Here is a 22712-nt window from a genome sequence, read left to right as displayed (position 1 = left end):
CAACTGTCCCGGGGGCCACACCCCCGGCTTCATCTTTCCAATACAACTTCTGCACATCCCCCACCGCAAGCGATCCCTCTGAGAGGCGTACCTCCACCGCCCCCCCCACCAGCCCGAAAAATGTGATTTGCACCAGAGCCTTCTGTCAGCCTAGGCTGACAATGAATCACGCAAGGGAGGATCTATGCGTCTGTTTCAAGCTGCGCTTTTTGGCCTGTTGGCGGCACCCGCCTTGGCCGCTGATGGTGAACGCATCACCGTAACTGGTGAGATCATCGATACATGGTGCTATTACTCCGGTGTGATGGGCGGACCGGATTCCGTTGTCGGCTCGGCGCATCATACCTGTGCGCTCTGGTGTTCTGCAGGCGGCATCCCGATTGGCCTGCTGACTGAGGATGGGACCGTCTACAACATCCTCAAATTGGGCCCGCAGGACAACGCCACCGGCGGCGATACGGCGCTGCGCCTGGCCTCCCATACGATCACCGCAGACGGCATGTTCTATGAACGCGATGGACTGAATTACATCGTGGTCGAAAAGGTGGTCGAAGATCTGGGCATCGTGAACCTGACCCATGAGGATTACGATGTTGTTCCCCCCTTCGCCATCCCGGAGCCCAAAGAATGAAGCGCCTTCTTGCAACCGCCTTCACCCTTCTGGCCGCGCCCCTGGCGGCCGAAGATTTCTCCGCCCAGTCTGAGGCCAAAACCTGGAACCTCTATGCTGAAGTGCCTGCGTATTTTGAGGCCACCGTCGTGGACATCATGTGCGACATCACCGGCGATTGCCCCACCAACTGCGGCGATGGCGACCGTCAGCTGGGCCTCAAACGCGCCGCAGATGGGGTGACGGTTCTGGTGATGAAGAACACCCAACCCGCCTTTACCGGGGCGGTCACGGATCTGTTGCCCTACTGCGGGCAAGAGGTCACCGTGGACGGGCTGATGATTGAGGATGAGGATTTCCCGGTCAGCAACATCTATCTGGTGCAACGGATCAAGGCCGCGGATGCGGACTGGGCCCGCGCCAATCAATTCACCAAGGTTTGGGCCGCCGAAAACCCCGGCGCCAAGGGCAAAGGCCCCTGGTTCCGCCGCGATCCACGTGTGCTGGCTGAAATTGCGCGCGAGGGTCATCTGGGCCTGGGGGCTGAGACGGACAAAGCCTTTATCGAGTATTACTTCGAATGATCTGGCGTGCAGCGGCACTTGTGCTGGCCCTTGGGGCTGGTGCGGCTCAGGCGCAATCGGGCCTGCCCTTTGACGTGGGCGGCCCCTTTGAGCTGACAGATCACACCGGCTCCACCCGAACCGAAGCCGACCCCGATGGCTTGCCGCAGCTGCTGTTTTTTGGCTACGCCAATTGCCCCGGCATCTGCACCGCTGCCCTACCCCTGATGGCCGATGTGACGGATTACTTGGCCCGTGACGGCATTGCTGTGCGGCCTGTGATGATCACCGTGGACCCCGCCCGCGACACGGCTGAGGATATGGGTCCGGCCTTGGCTTATGTGCATCCTAACTTTGTCGGGCTAACGGGGGAGAAAGCGGCGTTGCAGGTGGCCTATGATGCCTTCTCGGTTGATCACGCCTTGGCCTATGAAGACCCAGACTATGGCCCGGTCTATACCCACGGCTCGTTCATCTATCTGCTGGACAAAGAGGGGGCGGTGCTCACCCTTATTCCCCCGGTGGTCGATGCGCAAAAAGCGACCGAGATTGCGCGCAAGTATCTCGCCGCGTCTTAAGGCACTTACCCGCGGCGCGGCTTAAGTAAACTGCTCTGAAATCAGCCGTTCTTCCAACCCGTGACCTGGGTCAAACAGGATCGCATGGGACACGCTTGGTTCTGAGCGAATTTGCACCTGAACCACATCGCGGTGCGACTTGCCGTCGGCATCGGCCATCACTGGCCGCTTTTCAGGCTCCAGCACGTCAAACTGCACCACCGCCGTCTTGGGCAGCAAGGCACCCCGCCAGCGACGGGGACGAAAGGCCGACATCGCAGTCAGCGCCAGCACATCCGCCCCAATCGGCAAGATCGGCCCGTGCGCGGAATAGTTATAGGCCGTCGACCCCGCAGGCGTAGCCACCAGCGCGCCATCACAAACCAGCTGTTCCATCCGCAACCGGTCATCCACACGGATCTGCAGCTTTGCCGCTTGCGGGCCTTCGCGCAGCAAGGCAACTTCATTGATCGCCAAGGCCTCTGAGGTGCTGCCGTCCATATGGGTGGCCTTCATCGCCAGCGGATTGATCTCTGCCCGCTCCGCAGCGCCCAGCCGTTCTTGCAGATCGCTTTCGCGATATTCGTTCATCAAAAAGCCGATGGTGCCCCGGTTCATGCCATAGACCGGGGCGGGCAGATGCTGTGTCTCATGCAGAGTGTGCAACATGAAACCGTCCCCGCCCAATGCCACGATCACATCCGCCTCTTCCATCGGCGCGTTCCCATACCGCACGATCAAGGCGGCGCGGGCGGTCTGGGCCACGGTGGCGCGGCTGGCGGAAAAGGCGATTTTCAGTGTCATGTCATATGTTTCCGATGGGCCGCAATTTCCCCGGACTCAAACACATTCCACGAAAGCCTGCCAGTGGTGCCGCAGATAATGTTGCATGCGGCGCTTTCACGCCTTTCCGCCTGACGAAGTTTCCGATACGAAACCGCCAAATTGGACCTCGGCATAGGAAAGACCCATGAAAGACTTCTTCACCGCCTCTTTGGCTGACACCGATCCTGATCTTCTGGCCTCCATTGAGGGTGAGCTGGGCCGCCAGCGCAATGAGATCGAGCTGATCGCCTCAGAAAACATCGTCAGCCGCGCTGTGCTTGAGGCGCAGGGCTCTGTGATGACAAACAAATACGCCGAAGGCTATTCCGGGCGGCGCTATTATGGCGGCTGTGAATATGTGGACGTGGCCGAAGATCTGGCCATCGCGCGGGCCTGTAAGCTGTTTGGCGTGGATTTCGCCAATGTGCAGCCGAACTCAGGCTCTCAGGCCAACCAGGGTGTGTTCCAGGCGCTGTTGCAGCCCGGTGATACGATCCTGGGCATGTCGCTGGATGCCGGCGGCCACCTGACCCATGGTGCGGCCCCGAACCAGTCGGGCAAGTGGTTCAACGCGGTGCAATACGGCGTGCGCAAGCAGGACAACATGCTGGACTATGAGCAGGTGCAAGAGCTGGCAAATGAACATAAGCCCAAGCTGATCATCGCTGGTGGCTCTGCCATCCCGCGTCAGATCGACTTTGCCAAGATGCGCGAGATTGCCGACAGCGTGGGTGCCTACCTGCACGTAGACATGGCGCATTTCGCAGGTCTTGTGGCGGCGGGCGAACACCCTTCCCCATTCCCGCATGCGCATGTGGCGACAACGACCACGCATAAAACGCTGCGCGGCCCACGCGGCGGCATGATCCTGACCAATGACGAAGCATTGGCGAAAAAGTTCAACTCCGCCATCTTCCCCGGCATCCAAGGCGGCCCGCTCATGCATGTGATCGCGGCCAAGGCCGTGGCCTTTGGCGAGGCGCTGCAGCCAGAGTTCAAAACATACATCCAGAACGTGGTGAAAAACGCCCAGGCGCTCTCTGATCAGCTGATCAAAGGCGGGTTGGACACGGTGACCCACGGCACCGACACCCATGTGGTGCTGGTGGACCTGCGCCCCAAAGGCGTGAAAGGCAACGCAACTGAGAAGGCTCTGGGCCGCGCGCATATCACCTGCAACAAAAACGGCGTGCCGTTTGATCCGGAAAAGCCCATGGTCACCTCCGGCATCCGCACTGGGATCCCCTGCGGGGACAACCCGTGGCTTTGGTGAAGCTGAGTTCCGCCAGATTGCCGATTGGATCATCGAGGTGGTCGATGGCTTGGCCGCCAACGGCGAAGATGGCAACAGCGCGGTAGAGGCAAAGGTGAAGGCCGAAGTCGAAGCGCTTTGTGCACGTTTCCCGATGTATCCAGACCTCTAAAACGGTCGGTCTCAGACCTGTCATTAAACCCCGTGCCATTGGCGCGGGGTTTTGCGTTTTGCGCGACGCTTGGCGCAGAACGCATTCTGGCCTTACGATACCTTCAGGGAATCGGGGGAGAAGGTGCTGTGACCTCCAACATTGAGGCAATCCGCGCGGCAGAAGCGCAAATCCCAGTTTTGCAGGATCAGCTGGGCAGCTTGCGCGCAGAAGCGCTGGCAGATGACGGTTTCATCGACCCCGAAGAACAAGGTGAGATTGACCGCGTTGAAGGCAAGATCGCTCAGCTTGAGCAGATCATCACGGACCGCCGCGCCGCTTGGGAGCAAAATAAAGCAGCCTATGAGGCCCTGCGCAAGCGGCTTACGCCGGCCATCACTGAAGTCTCCAATTTCGACAATCCAGACCTGAGCCGCGATCAACAAACAATCGAGGATCTGATCGCAGGCGTGGACCGCGCCGCCGCAGCCCAGGATTTTGCCGCAGCGCTGGAACAGCTCCAAACGGTCCAGCCCCGCGTCGACAACTTTCTCAGCCTTACCTCCCAGTTGGCCGAAAACGCGCGACTTGAATCAATGACGCCAGAGGAATTGGCCGACACCTCTCTGATCCAGGGCCACGCCGAGGACATCTTTACCGAAGAATACATGCAGGAGCTGATCAACACCCCATTTCCCACCGACGATGACCCGGAAAAACAGCGCGCCCTGTCTGAGCTGATGAACGAATTGGAGCGTCCGTTGACCGGCCCCAAACGGGAAGAGGCCATCATTGAATTGGCTGAAATCGTGGGCAGACCGCCGACTGAAGCGGACCTTGATGGGGATTACAGCCGCTTTCTGATCCTGCGCGAACAACAAAAAACCATCGGTGCCGAAAACGGCCATGACCCTGCCGAGGACCTTGATGAAACGCGGCACCCCGATTTCCAAGCGTCGCGGGGGCAGTTGCTGTTTGGCAAGGCTCTGGGCGACGCCTTTGGCATTCATGAGGTCTTTGCCTCTTTGCTCAGTCCCACTGGTGGGTTGGTCGGGCCGGGCAATGACTTTGCGCCCGGGCTGGGGATGGAGGATGCATTTCATTGGGCACCTGACAATCCTGTGGCCCTGCACGGCACTGTGCATGATGCGGCAGGCTATCTTAAATCTTATCACAACGAAGGCCCCGGCTATAACTACCGCGACAATATGATTGAGAACATTGCCATCGCGGTGATTGAGATCTTTCCCGAGGATTGGACCGAAGGGTATGAACCCTACACCGGCCAGCTCAGCGGCATCGCCCATTGGACCCTGGAGGTGGGAGAAGAGTTCGCAGAGCGCAAGATGGATGAGGCGCTGCTGTATTTGGAAGGGGAGCTGGACAACGCCCGCGATGAATGCGCGCAACAGATTTCCCAGATGATCTCAGACTTTGAGCAGGCCAAACAAGAGATGACCGATGCCGCCTCAGAGTTTGCCGATGAGATGGCCGACACCATCGAAGAGACCGAAGAAGAGCTGTTGCAGTTGGCCACTGACGTCGGAGAGAGCATTGCGGAAACCGTCGAGGACATGGGCGAGGCCGCAACAGATGTGGCCCAGGATGTGGCCGAGGAGCTTTATGAAGGCGTCGAAGCAGCCGGGGCCGAGATCGCCGATATGGCAGAATTTGCGCAGGCTGAGGCGATGAATACGTTGACGGCCCTGGAAGATGCCGCCGAAAGCGCGGCAAGCTGCGCGGTTGAGACGTTGGGAGATATGGCTGATGGCGCTGCCTCTGTGGGCGACGCTGCGGCTGAAACGCTTGGCGCTGTAGCCAGCTCTATCTGGGGATAAGCCATGAGTGCGATTACATTCCATCCATCTGAACTGGCCTATGCCTTTACCTTTTCGCGCACTCAAGAGGTGATCGGCTGGGGGCCTGCACCCTTTCAAGCGCCCCAAGGCACCCCGCTTGCCGATTGGTACGGCGAAGGGGCCAAACGGCTTGTTGCGGCTGGCCATATGGTGCCCAACGAAGCTAAGGGCGCAGATCTCACCGTGCCGGTCACATCTGCCATTCTTGCGCTGGCAAACCCATCCTTGGTGTTATTGGCGGAACGCAAAGAAGGCGAAAATGGCCTGCGCCGTCTGACCGTGCATGTCGGCGATGACGGCACCTGGGGCATGACCCGCACCCCCGAGGGCGACTTTGAGATGGTGCTTTATGCCGATCTGACCGCCGCCGCTGTCGCAGCCGCAGGTTTTCTGGGGGCCGCACTGTCCCCAGCCGAGGCCGGGGCGCGGTTTGAGGCCCCACAAGAGACATTCCAAGACATCCACCGTCACGCCAAAGCCGGCGACAGCGCCGCCGCGACCAGCCAGCTTGCCGCATTGGGGGCCGGCGCAGAAGAAGCAGCAGCCGTAATCGACGCGATGACCAGCCCCCAGGCCTCAGGCATCCTGAGCGCGCTTTATTGTGCGGATAACGTGGCGCGCACGGCAGAAGCCTATAGCGTGATGACCAACAGCGCAGGGCAAACTTGGGTGCTATTCCCCCCGCCAGCCTGCGCAGCCCCATGGTGCTGGAGCACAGCTCAGTGCCTGCGCTGGCCGGGCGGATCAACATCAACGTCGTCGCACGCATCCAGTCCGCCGCTTGATCCGCCACGCCAGTCTGACCCAAGCCCTTACCCTGTAAGTTCCGGCCCCCCTTTTGGTTTGAGAAACCTCGTGTAGGCTCACCCCCACCGCAATTCCCATTGATAGGACAGGCCCATGATCATTCACCGCCCCGGCAGCCGCCCCTCAACCACGCCGAACCCCGCATATTTCACTGGCACTGTCCGCATGGACCCGCTGGTCAGCCCCACAGACCCTTCGCGCCTGCATGGGCTGTGGGTAACCTTTGAACCGGGCGCGCGCACCAACTGGCACACACATCCTTTGGGCCAAACTCTTGTGGTGACCGCAGGGCTGGGCCTTGTGCAAAAAGAGGGTGAGCCGATCCAGGAAATCCGCCCCGGTGACGTCATCACCTTTGCACCGGGTGAAAAACACTGGCACGGCGCAGGCCCTGACACCGCCATGACCCACATCGCGCTGCAAGAAGAGATGGATGGCAGCGCCGCAGATTGGCTGGAGCCCGTGACAGACGCGCAATTTAACGACAGATGAGATTTTTTTGACCGCTCAGCGACGGAAAATCTGCGCAGGCCCGTTAGACACTTACGAACAAATCGAAAGTGATCTCTCATGCGCCTCTCTCTTGTCCCGCCAACCGTCCTGATCGCCGCCACGGCGGGCCTTATCACCTTGGGTGCCTTGGCCAGCGCGGCGGTCTCAATCACCGGCAAAAGCGATCAGATCTGCATCAAAGCTGACGGTCTTCCTGATCATGAAACGGGCAGTTTCCCCAACGCAGGCAACCCGCACCGCATTGCGCGGCAAAACGTGAATGTCTGCGTCCCTGCCAACCCGGTGAAAGGCACCACAGCGCAACATGTCCGGGTCACGGGCATTGCCAAAAACGGCATCCAGATCCGTCCTGGCACCGCGGATTATTACGACGCCAGCAGCCCTCGCGGCCATTCGCGCGATCGCAGCTCAGGATGGAACCTTGATGGCATGGGCGCGCGCAGCGCGCTGGGGTTGGATCATCAGAACGGCCATGTTGGGCCGCGCGGCGAATATCACTACCACGGGATGCCCCCGGCCCTTGCCAACACCGATAGCAGCACCCTTGTCGGCTGGGCTGCTGACGGCTTTGAAATCCACTATGTCGGGGATGGGGCGCGTTCGAGCTATATGCTGCTGCCCGGCACCCGCGCCAGCGCCCCCGGCGGCGCGCATGATGGCACCTATAATGAGGATTGGACCTTTGTGCAGGGCTACGGCAACCTTGACGCGTGCAATGGTGGCATGTCCGGCGGGCGCTACGTGTATTTTGCCACGGACAGCTATCCGTTTTTCCCGCGCTGCCTTTACGGCACCAAAATCACTCGCATCCGCTAAACCCTAGCCAAAGGGTGAAAGGGCGGCGGTATCAAAGATACCCCGCCCACCACAGCCAGGCCACAAAGGCCACCGCCACCAACAAGATCTTAAAAACCAGATCGCCTGCCAGGTTCAGCAGCATGCCTTTGCGCCGTTCTGACACATCAATGGCTTCCAGATGCGCCACCAACTCACTTTGGGCTTTGACCACGGCGGCATGGTCGATCTGGCGCGATAACTTGGGATGTTCGGCCAGTTTCTGCGCCTTTAACAGCAGCTCAGCGCGCCCATGCATCGCCTTGGGCAAGCGCCGCCCGGTGCGGGCCAGCATCTTGCGCAGCCCGCGCTTTTTGACGCGGAACTTGTCAACCAGCAGGTCCTCAACAACCCCGATGCGCGTGGCGATATCCTGTTGCATTTGCATGGCGCACTTTAATCCCACTGGTCCCCAGAGCTCAATCGCTTTAGGCCTGAGATATGCTGCATTACATTGATCATCCTTCCGACAGCCCCAACCGCCCACTTGTGATCGTACATGGGCTTTATGGCTCTGGCCGCAACTGGGGGGTGATTGCCAAACGGCTGTCGGACAGCCGCCGGGTGATCACCCCTGACATGCGCAACCATGGGCAAAGCCCGCGCCAGGCCACTCACAGCTACGAAGACCTCGCCAGCGATCTGGCCCAACTCATCACCCATATCGGCGGTCCCGTCGATCTTTGCGGCCATTCCATGGGGGGCAAGGCCGCCATGGCGCTTGCCCTCACACGGCCTGACCTGATCAACAAACTGGTCATCGCTGACATTGCCCCCACGGCCTATGGCCATACGCAGCAGGGCATGATTGACGCCATGCGCCGCGTAGATCTGTCGACCGTCGCCCGCAGATCCGATGCAGAGGAACAATTGGCCGCCGCTGGCATTGATCGCGCACTGCAAAGCTTTTTCACCCAATCCCTGGATGTGCCCAACAAGGCCTGGCGGCTCAACCTTGACGCGCTTGAGGCGGAGATGGACAAGATCATCGGCTGGCCAGACCACCTTACCGGTCCGTTCGACGGGCCCACGCTGTTTCTGTCGGGCGGGGCTTCAGATTATGTACAGACCAAAGACCGCGCGCGGATCAAATCACTTTTCCCCGCCGCCCGGTTTGCCAAGATCCCGCAGGCGGGCCATTGGCTGCATGCCGAAAAGCCACGGGAATTCGAAGCCGCTTTGCGCGTCTTTCTTGATGCGCCTGAAACGGCCAATCCCCGCCCCTGATCCGTGCCGTACACCGCAATGCGCGATGGGCGCGGCGGTGTTTGGCATCTGATTTTGCCTTCAGCAAATTCCAGAAATGATCTGCGGGCTGGGTCCACTCTGAAATACCCCCTCGAAACATCGCAAAACCCATGCGCAAAGATGCCCGCCCCCTTGCGCTGACCCACGTCATCCCTATAACGCAGGACAATTTGCACGCACCGGGGGCCGACTATGCCAAAACGCACTGATATCCGCTCGATCATGATCATTGGTGCCGGCCCCATTATCATCGGACAGGCCTGCGAATTCGACTATTCCGGCGCACAGGCCTGTAAGGCGCTCAAAGAGGAAGGATACCGGGTCATTCTGGTGAACTCCAACCCGGCCACCATCATGACGGACCCTGGCATGGCCGATGCCACCTATATCGAACCCATCACGCCTGAGATTGTCGCCAAGATCATCGAAAAAGAACGCCCCGACGCGCTGTTGCCCACGATGGGCGGGCAGACCGGGCTGAACACCTCGCTGGCGCTTGAAGAGATGGGCGTGCTGGACAAATTCGGGGTTGAGATGATCGGGGCCAAGCGCGAAGCCATTGAAATGGCAGAAGACCGCAAGCTTTTCCGCGACGCGATGGACCGTTTGGGCATCGAAAACCCCAAGGCCACGATCTGCACCGCGCCGATGGTGGACGGCAAAAAAGACCTCGCCGCAGGCGTGGCGCTGGCGCTTGATGCGCTCGAAGACGTGGGCCTGCCTGCCATCATCCGCCCCGCCTTTACCATGGGCGGCACCGGCGGCGGCGTGGCCTATAACCGGGATGATTATGAGGCCATCTGCCGGAGCGGCATGGACGCCTCTCCTATGGGGCAGATCCTGATCGACGAATCCCTGTTGGGCTGGAAAGAGTTTGAGATGGAGGTGGTGCGCGACACCGCCGATAACGCCATTATCGTCTGCTCCATCGAAAACGTAGACCCGATGGGCGTGCACACCGGCGATTCCATCACTGTGGCCCCGGCGCTGACGCTGACGGACAAAGAATACCAGATCATGCGCAACCACTCGATCGCCGTGCTGCGCGAGATTGGCGTGGAAACCGGCGGATCCAACGTGCAATGGGCGGTGAACCCCGAAGACGGCCGCATGGTTGTGATTGAGATGAACCCGCGCGTCTCGCGTTCCTCGGCGCTGGCGTCCAAGGCCACGGGTTTTCCGATTGCCAAAATCGCGGCCAAGCTGGCGGTGGGCTTTACGCTTGATGAGCTTGATAACGACATCACCGGCGTTACACCTGCGTCCTTTGAGCCGACCATCGATTATGTCGTCACCAAAATCCCGAAATTCGCGTTTGAGAAATTCCCCGGCTCTGAGCCCAATCTGACCACGGCCATGAAATCCGTGGGCGAAGCAATGTCCATTGGCCGCACCATCCATGAGAGCATGCAAAAGGCGCTGGCCTCCATGGAATCTGGTCTGACAGGTTTTGATGAGATTGAGATCCAAGGCTTCAATGCCGATGTCCCCTCTGACGCGCCTGACAACAAAGCGGCCCTCGTCTCAGCGCTTTCCAAACAAACGCCGGACCGTTTGCGCGTGATCGCCCAAGCAATGCGGCACGGCCTGTCCAATGATGACATCCAGGGCGTTACCAAATTCGACCCCTGGTTCCTGGACCGCATCCGCGAGATTATTGATGCCGAAGCCAGCGTGAAGGCCAACGGCCTGCCGCTGGATGAAGCGGGCCTGCGCCACCTCAAGATGCTGGGCTTTACCGATGCCCGCCTGGCCCACCTGACGGGCCGGGATGAGGACAACATCCGCCGCGCGCGGATCAACCTTGGCGTCACGGCTGTCTTTAAGCGCATCGACACCTGCGCGGCTGAGTTTGAGGCGCAGACGCCCTACATGTATTCCACCTACGAGGCCCCGATGATGGGCGAGGTGGAATGCGAGGCGCGGCCCTCGGACCGCAAAAAAGTGGTCATCTTGGGCGGTGGCCCCAACCGCATCGGCCAGGGGATTGAGTTTGACTATTGCTGCTGTCACGCCTGCTATGCGCTGACAGACGCAGGGTTTGAGACCATCATGGTCAACTGCAACCCTGAAACCGTATCGACCGATTATGACACCTCAGACCGGCTTTATTTTGAGCCGCTGACGTTTGAACATGTCATGGAAATCCTCCGGGTGGAGCAGGAAAACGGGACGCTGCATGGCGTCATCGTCCAGTTCGGCGGGCAGACACCGCTGAAGCTTGCTAATGCGCTCAGCGACGCAGGTATCCCGATCCTGGGCACCACGCCTGATGCGATTGACCTGGCAGAAGACCGTGAGCGGTTCCAGCAGCTGGTGCTGAACCTTGGCCTCAAGCAGCCCAAGAACGGCATCGCCCATTCTGACGCGGAAGCGATGCAAATCGCCGAAGACATCGGCTTTCCGCTGGTGATCCGCCCTTCTTATGTCTTGGGGGGCGCGCGATGGAGATTGTGCGCGATATGGCCAGCCTGGAGCGGTACATCCGCGACGCGGTTGTCGTTTCAGGCGACAGCCCCGTCTTGCTGGACAGCTATCTGTCCGGCGCGGTGGAGCTGGACGTTGATGCCCTGTCAGATGGAGAGCAGGTGCACGTCGCGGGCATCATGCAGCACATCGAAGAGGCGGGCGTACACTCAGGCGACAGCGCCTGTTCTTTGCCGCCTTATTCGCTGGACAAAGACATCATCAAAGAGGTCACTCGCCAGACCCACGCCCTGGCCAAGGCGCTGAATGTTGTGGGGCTGATGAACATCCAATTCGCCATCAAGAACGGCGATGTCTACCTGATTGAGGTCAACCCACGCGCCTCGCGCACCGTGCCTTTTGTGGCCAAGGCCACCGACAGCGCCATCGCGTCAATCGCGGCGCGCATTATGGCGGGCGAAAAGCTATCATCCTTCCCGATGCGCGCGCCCTACCCGGAACAGGCGTCCTACGCCGATGTGCTGCCGCTTGGCGATCCGATGACCCTGGCCAATCCAGACATGCCTTGGTTCTCTGTCAAAGAGGCGGTGATGCCCTTTGCGCGTTTCCCCGGCGTCGACACCTTGCTGGGGCCTGAGATGCGCTCCACCGGGGAGGTCATGGGCTGGGACCGCGACTTCCCTCGCGCGTTTTTGAAAGCGCAAATGGGGGCGGGCACTCTGCTGCCGTCATCCGGCTGTGCGTTCTTCTCCATCAAGGACATGGACAAAACCGACGACATGTTGGCCTGCGCGCGCATCCTGATTGAGCAGGGCTTTAGCATTGTGGCCACGCGCGGCAGTGCGGCTTGGCTCAATGAGGCCGGCATCGCGGCTGAGACGGTGAACAAGGTCTACGAAGGCCGCCCCGATGTGACCGACCTGATGAAGGACGGTGGCGTGCAATTGGTGATGAACACCACCGAAGGCGCGCAGGCGGTCGAGGACAGCAAATCCATCCGCTCCATCGCACTTTATGACAAGATCCCCTACTACACGACCGCCGCGGCCAGCTATGCCGCAGCGCTTGCGATCAAGGCGCAGGCTGAGGATGAGATTGGGGTGAAAAGCCTGCAAGGGTGAGGGGCTGCAGGCGCTGCCTGCTCTATCTCCCTTAAAAAGGTGGGGCCGTTTGGGTATTTCGCCCGGTCTGTGCTTTCGTGTCTGGGCTTTTGCGCCCCTAAGCCTCAGACAGTTGCGCCAAACGTGGCATCAGATCCAACAGCTGGGCGGTATAGGGATGCTGCGGCGCGTTAAAGAGCGCTTCGGTCTCTTGCACCTCAACCAGCTGGCCTTGCTTCATCACGCCAACGCGGTCGCACATTTGCCGGACAACGGGCAGGTCGTGGCTGATGAACAACATTGTCAGGCCCAGGTGTTCCTGAAGATCTTTCAGAATGTTCAGGATTTGCGCCTGAATGGAGACATCAAGCGCGCTCGTCGGCTCATCGCAGATCAGGAACCTGGGCTGCGTGGCCAAGGCCCGCGCGATGGAAATCCGCTGGCGCTGCCCGCCTGAAAATTCATGGGGGTATTTGACACCGGCCTCTGCCCCCAGACCAACACGGTCCAACAGCTCCAGCACGCGGCTTTCGATCTGGTCCTTGGGCAAAAGCTTGAGATGGCTCAGCGGTTCCGCCACGATCTGAGCCACTTTCATCCGGGGGTTCAGGCTGGAATAGGGATCTTGGAAGATCATCTGGATGTCGCTGCGGTAGGCGGCAAGTGCAGCTTTGTCCATCTGCGTGATGTCATCCCCATCAAACAGGATATTGCCGCCATCGGTGTCATAGAGCGTGGCAATCATCCGCGCCACGGTGGATTTACCCGATCCGCTTTCGCCGACAAGGCCAAAGACCTCACCGTCCTTGATGTCGAAGGATACCTTGTCCACGGCCGTGAAATATGTCCGCATGGAGGGCAGGATCGCCGATTTTTCGGTGAACTTTTTGGTGATCCCCTGAACCTCTAGCAAGGTGCCCGATGTGGAGGATTTGGATTTATCCCAATTGCGCGCCAGATCTTCGATCTTGAACGCCGTCTCGCGGCCCCCGTAGCTGACCTGCGGGAAGCGGTGCACCTTGACCTGCGGGCGCGGCACAGCCGAGATCAGCGATTTGGTATATTCATGCGACGGGTTGCCAAGGATCTGATCGGTCGGCCCGCTTTCGACGACTTCGCCCGCGTACATCACGGTCACTTCTTCGGTGGTGTCTGCGATCACTCCCATGTCATGGGTCACCAGGATAACGCCCACTTTGCGTTCTGCGGCCAGCTCTTTGATCAGATCCAGCACCTGCGCCTGGATGGAGACATCCAGCGCAGTTGTCGGCTCATCGGCCACGATCACTGAAGGCTCAGAGCACAGCGCAAGGGCGATCACCACACGCTGGCGCATCCCGCCTGAGAACTGGTGCGGGTATTGATTAAACCGCTCGGTCGGGTTCGGGATAGAGACGCGGTCAAGCAGCGCAATGGCGCGCGCCTTTGCCTCAGATGCTGAAACCTGCAGATGCAGCTGGATCGTCTCAACCAGTTGCTCCCCGATGGTAAAGAGCGGGTTCAAAGAGGTCAGCGGGTCTTGGAAGATCATCCCGATTTCTTTGCCCCGGATGGCCCGTTTTTCGGCGGTGCTGAGCGTATCAATGCGCCGACCGTTCAACCAAATCTCTCCCTCGGCAATTTTGGCCGGATCATCCAGCAGGCCGATAATTGCATTGCCGGTCATGGATTTTCCGGCACCACTTTCCCCCACCACTCCGCGGATTTCGCCAGGGCGGATGTCATAGCTGACGCGGCGCACGGGCTTGAAAAGCCCGTGACGCGTCGGGATCTCGACCGTAAGATTGCGGATGGAAAGCACGGGTTCGGTCATTTTAACCTCGGGTTCAGCGCATCACGCAGCCAGTCGCCCAGCATGTTCACCGAAAGCGCCAGCGCCAGCAGCGTGCAGGCTGGGAAGAAAAGGATCCACCACTCCCCTGAAAACAGGAAGCCTTGGCCGATGCGGATCAGGGTGCCCAGGGACGGTTGGGTCGGCGGTGCCCCTACGCCCAAAAAGCTGAGCGTTGCCTCAGCAATAATGGCCAGCGCAAGTGAGATGGTGGCAATCACCAACACAGGCGACAGGATGTTAGGCAGGATGTGCCGCAGCATGATCGCGATGGGGCTGCGCCCAATCAGGCGTGCGGCGGCGACGTAGTCTTTGGATTTTTCCACCAGCGTGGCCCCGCGCACCACGCGCGCAAATTGCACCCAATCGGACAGGCCAATGGCCAGGATCAGCACCCAGATGGCCATCTGATCGCGGTATTCGATAGGCGTGATGCCTTTGGCAATGCCAAAGATCAGCATCGCCACAAGGATCGACGGGAAGGTCAGCTGCACGTCAGCGGCGCGCATGATGATGCTGTCGGTCCAACCGCCAAAGTAGCCCGCAAGCAAGCCCAGTATGATGCCCAGAACCACCGCAAAGGTCACCGCAGCAAAGCCTACAAAAAGCGAAATGCGCATCCCGTAGAGGATGGTGGAATAGACATCGCGGCCCTGGTCATCGGTGCCCATCAAAAAGGTTTCACCGGTAAAGGCGTTGGGCTGCATCGGCGCAGAGAAGCCGTTCATCAGGTTCAGCGATGCCGGATCAAACGGGTTTGACGTGGCGACCCAGGGGGCGAAAACCGCAGAAAGGATCAGCAGCAGCGCGACAAAGGCCGACACCATCGCAACGGGTGAGCGTTTGAACGCGTAAAACAGATCACTGTCCAGCGCGCGGCGCAGGCGGGAGGGGGCGGCGAGGGCGGTTTGATCGCTCATTAGGCGGATACCCTCAGTCTTGGGTCAATGAAGGCATAAAGGATGTCCACCAGAAGGTTGATCATCACAAACATCACAGAGATTAGCATCAGGTAAGCGGCCATCACGGGAATGTCGACGAACTGGATCGCGTTGATGAACAACAGGCCCAGACCCGGCCATTGGAACACGGTTTCAGTGATGATGGCAAAAGCGATGATGGCCCCCAATTGCAGACCAATGATGGTGATCACAGGCACCATGGTGTTCTTGAGCGCATGGCGGAAATTGATGGTGCGTTCGGCCAAACCGCGCGCACGGGCAAAACGGATGTAGTCTTGGCGCAAGACCTCCAACATCTCGGATCGGACGAGCCGCATGATCAGGGTCATTTGGTACAGTCCCAGAGTGATCGACGGCAACACAAGCGCCTTGAGCCCGCTTTCGGTTAGAAACCCTGTGCTCCAGCCGCCCACATCAACAACCTCGCCCCGGCCAAAGCTGGGCAGCCAACCAAGCTCAACCGAGAAGAGATAGATCAGCAAAATGCCAATCAGGAAGGTCGGCAGTGAGACCCCGATCAAAGAGGCGGACATGATGAAATTCGCGGTAAAGCCATTGCGGCGGATGGCGGTAAAAACACCCAGGGCGATGCCAGCCACAACAGCAAAAAGGGCCGAGACCGCCGCCAGTTCCAGCGTGGCAGGCGCGCGTTCCAGCAAGATCTCAGAGACTTCGCGCCCTTGCCGGTAACTGACCCCGAAATTGCCTTGGACGGCTTCTTGCAGAAACCTGAAGTATTGAACGAAGACCGATTGATCCAAACCAAGCTGCTGGCGCAAGCGTTCCACGTCTTCAAGCGTGCGTTCCTGACCCAGCATGTTGTCGATGGGATCGCCAACAAAGCGGAACATTGAGAACGCGATGGCACCCGTGATGATCAGCACCAAGATAGACTGGCCAATGCGTTTTAGAATGAATGAAAACAAAGGCTGCCCCCGGTTCGGCTGCGGGGCCTCAGGCGGCCCCGCATGTTGGCTTAGTTAACGGTGACCCAGCGCAGGATAAAGAAGTTATCCGGGCGCTGTGTCAGGTCGATGTTGCTGCGCACGCCCCAGACAAGCGGCTGCACATACATCGGCACATAGGCGACTTCGTCCTGCATCAGCGTCGCAACTTCATCCAGCATCGCCTGACGTTTGCTGTCATCAAGTTCCGATTGGATCATCGGCAACAACTCATCCACGCGGGCGTTGGAATAGCCGCCAAAGTTCCAAGAGCCGAGCTTTTTGTCAGGGTTTGGGGTGGAGCCCAAAAAGCGGATGGGATGCTCTGCGTCCAAGGTGCCTGGGGACCAGCCCAGCAGGTACATATCAAAGTTGTCAGCCCGCAGTTCTGGCCAGTAATTCTGCACCGGCATCGCGTCGAGCACGGGTTCAAAACCCACTTGGGACAGCATGCCCACGATAGCCTGGCATACCGCTTCGTCGTTCAGATAGCGGTCGTTAGGGCATTTGAAGTCGAACTTGGCCCCAACGGCACCTGCCTCTTCCAGCAAGGCACGCGCGCCGTCTGGATCGTAGGCATAGGGCGCATCAGCGGCTTGCGAATAGCCGCGCATCGCGGGGCTGACCAACTGGCTGGCGACTTCGGCATTGCCGCGCATGATGGTCTGCAGGATGGCAGGCACATTCACCGCCTTTGCAGCCGCTTCGCGCACCCGGGGGTCCAGGAACAGATCAGACGCCCCCTGCCCGCTTTCGGCGGCACCGGCCTGCTGGTCAAAGCCCAGCATGATCACGCGCGCCTCAATGCCTTGCACAACATCCACGTCCGGGTTTTGCTGCAAGCGTGCGACGTCCTGGATGGGCACGGGGTTGATGAAATCCACATCCCCTGACAGCAGTGCTGCCAGCGCCGTGGCTGGGTTCTGGATCGGGGTCAGCTCAGCACGGGTGATGTTATGCTCCACCTCGCCCCACCAGCCGGCATGCGGCTCAAGCACGGTGCGCAAGCCCGGCTCGCGCGTGGTGACTTGGAATGCGCCGGTGCCGTTGGCGTTAAGCGTGGCGTAGTTGCCCGCCTCTTTGTCCGGCAGAGTGGCATTGTTCGCCTCAGCCCAGCCGCTGTCCATGATCATCCAGTTGGCGATACTATCGGGGAACAGCGGATTTGGCGCGCTGGTCATGAAATCAACGGTGAAGTCATCCACTTTCTTGACCTCACTCACCGGTGCAAACCAGCTGCGGGTGTCTGACGCTTCATCCGAGGCGCGTTGGTAAGAGAATACAACGTCATCTGCGTTAAAGGCGGCGCCGTCCTGGAACGTCACCCCCTGACGCAGCACAAAGCGCCATCCGGCGCCGTCCGGCAGCGGCTCCCATGAGGTGGCCAAAGACGGCTCAACCGACATGTCCTTGCCGCGGCGCACAAGGCCTTCGTAAACGTTGTTGAGAAACCCCAGCACAGGGGCGGAGTTGACCGCATGGGGGTCCATGGTCTGAGGATCGGTGGTGGTTGCGAATTTGAACTCTTCTGCCTGCGCGGCAGTGGCCAATCCCGTTAATAGGGCAGCGGTTGCTAGTCTTTTCATAGTGTCGATCCTTAGAGCCTTTGTTTGGATGGGCCGCACCAAAGTCGATGCGGCCCATAGCGTCATTTAGTTCATTGTGAAGAATTTCACGCGCGGCTGGTCTTCTGCGTCGACCTCGACGCCGACGTTATCAGCCATGCCCCAGTTCAGTACCTGGTGGTGGATCGGGATGTAGAGTTGATCATCCTGCACCGCACGCCAGATGGCGGCGATGTCTGCGTTCCGTTTGTCCAGATCCGTGTTGGAGGCCAGCGATTTGATCAGCGCGTCGATCTCATCGTTGTCATAGCCCGTGCCGTTCCACGTACCGATATCCGATTCCCGGCCATGGACCAGGAAGTTGAAGATATATTCGGAATCGTAGGTCGGCACACCCCAACCCAGCATGTAGAAATCGGTTGTGCCATCGGTGATCTTCGGGAAGTGCTGTGCCTTTGGAATGGCTTCCAGGTTCACTGTGACGCCAATCTGACCCAACATGCCGACAGCTGCCTGACAGATCGCCTCATCGTTGATGTAGCGGTCATTCGGGCAATCGAGACGGATAGAGAACCCATCGCCATAGCCCGCTTCCTCCATCAGGGCTTTGGCCCCTGCAACGTCGGTTGAGCTTTCGCCGTCCATGGCAGCAGTCCAGCCGTTCACGAAGGGCGGCGCAATCATGCCCGCAGGCTCGGACTGGCCCCGCATCACAACCTGGCGGATCGCATCGCGGTCAATGGCCATGGACATCGCCTGGCGGACGCGCAGGTCTGCCAGCGGGTTTGCGCCTTCAACATTGTCCGCTTCCAGATCCGCAGCGCCCTGGTTCATCCCGAAAAAGATCACCCGGTTCTGCGGCGCTTGCTTGACCACCAGACCATCGGCGCTGTCTACGCGCGCCAAATCCTGGACTGGCATATCCTGAAGAAAGTTCACCTCACCCGACAACAGCGCCGCAACACGTGTGGCGGGGTTCTGAATGGGGGTGTAGATGATTTCGCTGACTTCCATGGGGTATTCATCACGACCCCAATAGCTTTCATTCCGCGCCATGACGGTTTTGACGTCAGGTTCGCGGCTGACCAGCGTGTAGGCGCCTGTGCCGTTCACGTTGGTGGTGGCAAAGGTGATCTCACCGCCCTCAAAGTCCTGTACGTTCACGGTGTTGTTGGCTTCGGTCCAGCCCTTGTCCATCATGAAGAGGTTCGTCAGGTTGGACGGCAGGATCGGGTTTGGCCCATCGGTGACGAATTCCACCTGGTGATCGCCGGTCGCGCGCACCTCTACGATGGAATTCAACAGCTCTTTCATGTCCGAGTTTGGCTGTTTTGCACGATTGATGCTGAACACAACGTCTTCGGACGTGAAATCAGCCCCATCGTGAAACTTGACGCCCTGACGCAGGTTGAACACCCAGACATTCGGATCATCCGCACTTGGGGCCCAGTCTGTGGCCAGTGTCGGGACAAAGTTGCCAGCGGTATCGCGGATGATCAGCGGCTCATACATCTGGTGGCGCATCGTGTGGGATGGGCCTTCGTTTTGGGAATGCGGATCCAGCGTCAGCGCATCCCCGCGCGCGCCCAGCGGAGCGTTTCGGCATTGACCATCGCACTTGTCGACAGCAATGCCGCAACCGCCAAAATTCCTGAGTACTTGTTCATAGTGTCCTCTCTGTTTTTTATCGATTAGATCGGGGCTGCCAAACTCCCACGGCTTACTGACACACGTCAAAAAAAGCGATGTCGCGCAGCGTCAAAAGTGCCGCGCAGTTCCGCTCAATTGAGGTCCACCTCTTTATCCCCGGTTGAGTGGTCCGAGGTGAAGGGTAGTGCATGCGGGAACATTGGTCCATCAACATGATGGTGCCAAATGATCAAAGGATTTTGAGCCTGACCTGGCGTATCGCCATAGGCGTGCAAGACGCAGAGCACGGGTCACCCCTTGTGCGACAATAGAGGTGGCGTTAAAGCGCCGTGCTTTCGGTCAGGTCTTGCAGCGACAACGCCGACTTGCGTGCACTGAGTTTCACCGCCCCCCGTTCCATCACGGTAAAGGCATCGCCCAAATCATAGGCGAACGACAGGTATTGTTCGACAAGCACGATGGCGATGTTGCCGCGTTCTTTCAGAATGCGAATGGTATCGCCGATCTGTTGGATGACGTTTGGCTGAATGCCCTCCGTGGGTTCATCCAAAAGCAGCACCTGCGGGTTCGACACCAGCGCACGCGCAATCGCCAGTTGCTGTTGCTGGCCGCCTGAAAGGTCACCACCCCGGCGATGCAGGAACTTTTTCAGGATCGGGAACAGCTCAAAAATCTCATCATTCACCCGGCGTTCAGCGCTTGGCAAACAGGCAAACCCCGTCTCAAGATTTTCCTGCACGCTCAGAAAGGGGAAAATCTCGCGGCCTTGAGGGACATAAGCAACACCTTTTCGGGCCAGATCAAAAGCCTTCAGGCTGCCGATGCTTTGCCCGTTGAGATCATACTTGCCGCCAGATCGGGGGTGGGTGCCCGCCAAGGCCTTTAAGAGCGATGTCTTGCCCACGCCATTGGTGCCCATCACGCAGGTCACCTCACCTTTGGCGGCGTCGAAATCCACACCGTTCAGGATTTGGCTGCCGCCATAATGCAGCGTCAAATCCCGTGTGCTGAGAAAACTATCGGCCAAGGTACACCTCGATCACTTCCTTGTTTTTCGTCACATGGTCGATGGAGCCTTCGGCCAAAACCGATCCTTCATGCAGAACCGTCACCCGGCAATTCAGCCGGCGGACGAAATCCATGTCATGCTCAACCACCACAACGGCACGTGTCTTGGCCGCCTCACTGAGGATTTCGGTGGTTTTCTGACGCTCCGCTGTCGTCATGCCTGCCGCAGGTTCGTCCACTAGCAGCAGCTTGGGCTCTTGCGCCAAAAGCATGCCAATCTCGAGCCATTGCTTTTGCCCATGCGACAGCTCACCAGATTTCCGAGACAGCTCTGTGCCCAATCCAATGACATTGGCCAGCTCTTCAACCCGGGCGAAATCCGGCCTCTCAGGTTTGAAGAACAAAACAGCAAAGGGGGAGCGCGGCTTTTTCAAGGCCATCATCAGGTTGTCCTGAACCGTCTGATCCTCAAATACCGTGGGACGCTGGAACTTGCGGCCCACGCCAGCCACAGCAATGGCGCTTTCGGATTTGCCCAGCAGCGAAACGGGCGGCTCGCCCCACAACACGCGGCCTTCATCCGGTTTTGTCTTGCCGGTCACGACGTCCATGAAGGTTGTCTTGCCCGCACCGTTGGGCCCAATGACCGCCCGCAATTCAGCGCGATCAATGCTGAACGACAGGTTGTTTAACGCTTTGAACCCGTCAAAGCTGACCGAAATGCCGGATACTTCCAGAAGCGCGCTCATGTGTCTGCCTCCTTTTCTCGCAATGACCCCTGGTCAGGCCCCAGATCCTGCCCGTGCCGGTTGGGATGGCGGCGCGCTGCAAGTGCGTCGAAGACACCACCAATGCCCTTTGGCGCAAAAAGGGTGACGGCCACAAACGACAGACCCAACAAGACCGTCCACCAATCAACCCACTGAATGCGCAGCCCCGCGATATTGAGATCCGGTGCTTGTCCGCCCGTGAACCAGGTGGACAAAAGCGACACGAAAGCCGCGCCGATAACCGCACCATAAAGCCGCCCGCGCCCGCCAATCGCCACCCAGACCGCCAGATAGATGGAGGCAATGGGGGCCAGTTCTGCGGGGTTGATGATACCGGCTTGGGGATAATAGATGGCCCCGGCAATGCCCGCGAGAATGGCAGAAACCGTGAAGACAAAGAGCTTGAACGCCTCAACCGGGTAGCCCAGAAACCGCACCCTTGCTTCGTCATCGCGAATGCCGCGCAGGACTGAGCCGAACTTGCCCGACACCATCCATGTCGCCAAGACGTATCCCAACCCCAACGCCAGCGCGGAAAGCCACAGGAACCAGACAGAGACCACAGCCTGACTTGTGCTTTCCAGCCCCGGCAGGTTTTGCAGGCCCGACAGACCATTGTTGCCCCGCAATCCGCTGTCGTTCTGAAACAGATAAAGCGACAAGGCCAGTGTCATCGCTTGGGTCAGGATCGACAGGTACACCCCTGTCACGCGGCTGCGGAAGGCCAGCCACCCAAAGACGAAGGCCAACAAACCTGGTGCCAGGACCACGGCCAACAGTTGCAACGGCAGGGAATGGGCCAAGGCCCAGATCGGCGGAAACTCAGACGCGCCCACAACCCCGAAGATTTGCGCGGCGATGCCGCTGGACACTTCCTCAGGCGTAGGGGGCAGACCACCCTGTGCGAGGCTTTCGACGACGATCAGCCGCGTGCGTTCATACATCAGCCACATGCCAATCGCGTAGCCGCCCATGCCAAAGAAGGCCATGTGCCCCAACGACAGAATCCCGCAATAGCCCCAGACCAAATCCATGGCGAGTGCGACAAGACATAAGCAAAGCGTCTTGCCCAGGGTTTTGACAAAGCTCGTTGAAATGACCCCGATGCCAAATCCTTCGGACAAGACCGTGACGCCTAGGGTAAAAAGCCCAAGGCAGGCCGAGGAAAATCAACACTGATGGGTATTTCACCACAAGGGGCACGCGCCGGGACGGCTCTGCTGTGAGGTCTGCCAT

At 59.2% G+C, this 22712-nt stretch carries 17 protein-coding genes and 4 pseudogenes; 11 read left to right on the top strand and 10 right to left on the bottom strand.

Annotated elements, in window-relative coordinates:
* The first annotated feature begins 184 nt into the window (after nt 1-184).
* Genes ACZ1HM_RS04885 through ACZ1HM_RS04875 form a run of 3 tightly spaced genes read left to right on the top strand, consistent with a single transcriptional unit; the run spans nt 185 to nt 1751 of the window.
* Nucleotides 185-631, top strand: a complete 447-nt coding sequence (locus ACZ1HM_RS04885) for a hypothetical protein (RefSeq protein WP_472741663.1) — start codon at nt 185-187, stop codon at nt 629-631.
* Nucleotides 628-1194, top strand: a complete 567-nt coding sequence (locus ACZ1HM_RS04880; RefSeq protein WP_472741661.1) for a hypothetical protein — start codon at nt 628-630, stop codon at nt 1192-1194. Before ACZ1HM_RS04885 ends, ACZ1HM_RS04880 begins: the two co-directional genes overlap by 4 nt.
* Complete coding sequence (locus tag ACZ1HM_RS04875; protein WP_472741659.1) at nt 1191-1751, top strand: SCO family protein; 561 nt, start codon at nt 1191-1193, stop codon at nt 1749-1751. Before ACZ1HM_RS04880 ends, ACZ1HM_RS04875 begins: the two co-directional genes overlap by 4 nt.
* Nucleotides 1752-1772: 21 nt before the next feature.
* Here ACZ1HM_RS04875 and ACZ1HM_RS04870 read toward each other — a convergent pair whose 3' ends face one another.
* Entirely contained in the window at nt 1773-2534 is a 762-nt protein-coding gene (locus tag ACZ1HM_RS04870) for an NAD kinase (protein WP_472741657.1), read from the bottom strand.
* A gap of 166 nt (nt 2535-2700) precedes the next feature.
* On the opposite strand from ACZ1HM_RS04870, the pseudogene glyA reads away from it, so the two are divergent.
* From glyA to ACZ1HM_RS04845, 5 genes and pseudogenes are all read left to right on the top strand, one after another.
* A pseudogene (gene glyA / locus ACZ1HM_RS04865) lies at nt 2701-3979 on the top strand (serine hydroxymethyltransferase).
* A gap of 128 nt (nt 3980-4107) precedes the next feature.
* Nucleotides 4108-5796: a hypothetical protein gene (locus ACZ1HM_RS04860; RefSeq protein WP_472741655.1), complete on the top strand. Its 1689-nt coding sequence runs from the start codon at nt 4108-4110 to the stop codon at nt 5794-5796.
* Nucleotides 5797-5799: 3 nt separating this feature from the next.
* Nucleotides 5800-6678 (top strand): hypothetical protein, encoded by an 879-nt coding sequence (locus ACZ1HM_RS04855; RefSeq protein WP_472741653.1) that lies wholly within the window; start codon nt 5800-5802, stop codon nt 6676-6678.
* Nucleotides 6679-6717: 39 nt separating this feature from the next.
* Nucleotides 6718-7116, top strand: coding sequence for a (R)-mandelonitrile lyase (locus ACZ1HM_RS04850; protein ID WP_472741651.1), 399 nt, complete (start codon nt 6718-6720; stop codon nt 7114-7116).
* 78 nt (nt 7117-7194) lie between these two features.
* Nucleotides 7195-7953 carry a YHYH protein gene (locus tag ACZ1HM_RS04845; RefSeq protein WP_472741649.1) on the top strand — a complete coding sequence of 253 codons (759 nt, stop codon included), beginning with the start codon at nt 7195-7197 and terminating at the stop codon, nt 7951-7953.
* A 31-nt stretch (nt 7954-7984) separates the two neighbouring features.
* Here ACZ1HM_RS04845 and ACZ1HM_RS04840 read toward each other — a convergent pair whose 3' ends face one another.
* Nucleotides 7985-8359: a hypothetical protein gene (locus tag ACZ1HM_RS04840; protein WP_472741647.1), complete on the bottom strand. Its 375-nt coding sequence runs from the start codon at nt 8357-8359 to the stop codon at nt 7985-7987.
* 53 nt (nt 8360-8412) lie between these two features.
* Between ACZ1HM_RS04840 and ACZ1HM_RS04835 the strand changes: the two genes are divergently transcribed.
* The 3 genes and pseudogenes from ACZ1HM_RS04835 (at nt 8413) to ACZ1HM_RS04825 (ending at nt 12767) form a co-directional block, all read left to right on the top strand.
* On the top strand, nt 8413-9198 hold the full coding sequence (locus ACZ1HM_RS04835) for an alpha/beta fold hydrolase (protein ID WP_472741645.1): 786 nt from the start codon (nt 8413-8415) through the stop codon (nt 9196-9198).
* A gap of 213 nt (nt 9199-9411) precedes the next feature.
* Nucleotides 9412-12056, top strand: a pseudogene (gene carB / locus ACZ1HM_RS04830) (carbamoyl-phosphate synthase large subunit); the annotation flags it as partial.
* A gap of 39 nt (nt 12057-12095) precedes the next feature.
* Nucleotides 12096-12767, top strand: a complete 672-nt coding sequence (locus tag ACZ1HM_RS04825) for a hypothetical protein (RefSeq protein ID WP_472744564.1) — start codon at nt 12096-12098, stop codon at nt 12765-12767.
* A gap of 97 nt (nt 12768-12864) precedes the next feature.
* On the opposite strand, the gene ACZ1HM_RS04820 is transcribed toward ACZ1HM_RS04825, so the two are convergent.
* The 8 genes and pseudogenes from ACZ1HM_RS04820 to urtC all read right to left on the bottom strand — a co-directional run bounded on the left by ACZ1HM_RS04820 (nt 12865) and on the right by urtC (nt 22712).
* Nucleotides 12865-14559 carry an ABC transporter ATP-binding protein gene (locus tag ACZ1HM_RS04820; protein ID WP_472741643.1) on the bottom strand — a complete coding sequence of 565 codons (1695 nt, stop codon included), beginning with the start codon at nt 14557-14559 and terminating at the stop codon, nt 12865-12867.
* The gene (locus ACZ1HM_RS04815) at nt 14556-15497 is read right to left on the bottom strand and encodes an ABC transporter permease (protein WP_472741641.1); all 942 of its coding nucleotides are present in this window, start codon (nt 15495-15497) and stop codon (nt 14556-14558) included. The genes ACZ1HM_RS04820 and ACZ1HM_RS04815 overlap by 4 nt, the downstream gene beginning before the upstream one ends.
* Nucleotides 15497-16465 (bottom strand): ABC transporter permease, encoded by a 969-nt coding sequence (locus ACZ1HM_RS04810; RefSeq protein WP_472741639.1) that lies wholly within the window; start codon nt 16463-16465, stop codon nt 15497-15499. Before ACZ1HM_RS04810 ends, ACZ1HM_RS04815 begins: the two co-directional genes overlap by 1 nt.
* Before the next feature lie 50 nt (nt 16466-16515).
* On the bottom strand, nt 16516-18069 hold the full coding sequence (locus ACZ1HM_RS04805; RefSeq protein WP_472741637.1) for an ABC transporter substrate-binding protein: 1554 nt from the start codon (nt 18067-18069) through the stop codon (nt 16516-16518).
* 66 nt (nt 18070-18135) lie between these two features.
* Nucleotides 18136-19715, bottom strand: a pseudogene (locus tag ACZ1HM_RS04800) (ABC transporter substrate-binding protein).
* A 302-nt stretch (nt 19716-20017) separates the two neighbouring features.
* Complete coding sequence (gene urtE, locus ACZ1HM_RS04795; RefSeq protein ID WP_472741635.1) at nt 20018-20725, bottom strand: urea ABC transporter ATP-binding subunit UrtE; 708 nt, start codon at nt 20723-20725, stop codon at nt 20018-20020.
* A complete protein-coding gene (gene urtD / locus ACZ1HM_RS04790; protein ID WP_472741633.1) occupies nt 20715-21455 on the bottom strand; it encodes an urea ABC transporter ATP-binding protein UrtD in 741 nt (246 codons plus the stop codon). Before urtD ends, urtE begins: the two co-directional genes overlap by 11 nt.
* Nucleotides 21452-22712 (bottom strand): annotated as a pseudogene (gene urtC, locus ACZ1HM_RS04785) (urea ABC transporter permease subunit UrtC). Before urtC ends, urtD begins: the two are co-directional and overlap by 4 nt.

It is taken from the genome of Sulfitobacter sp. GN1-4 (assembly GCF_055693825.1).
Note: the sequence above shows the minus strand (reverse complement) of the source record. Positions and strands in the feature narration are given on the sequence as shown.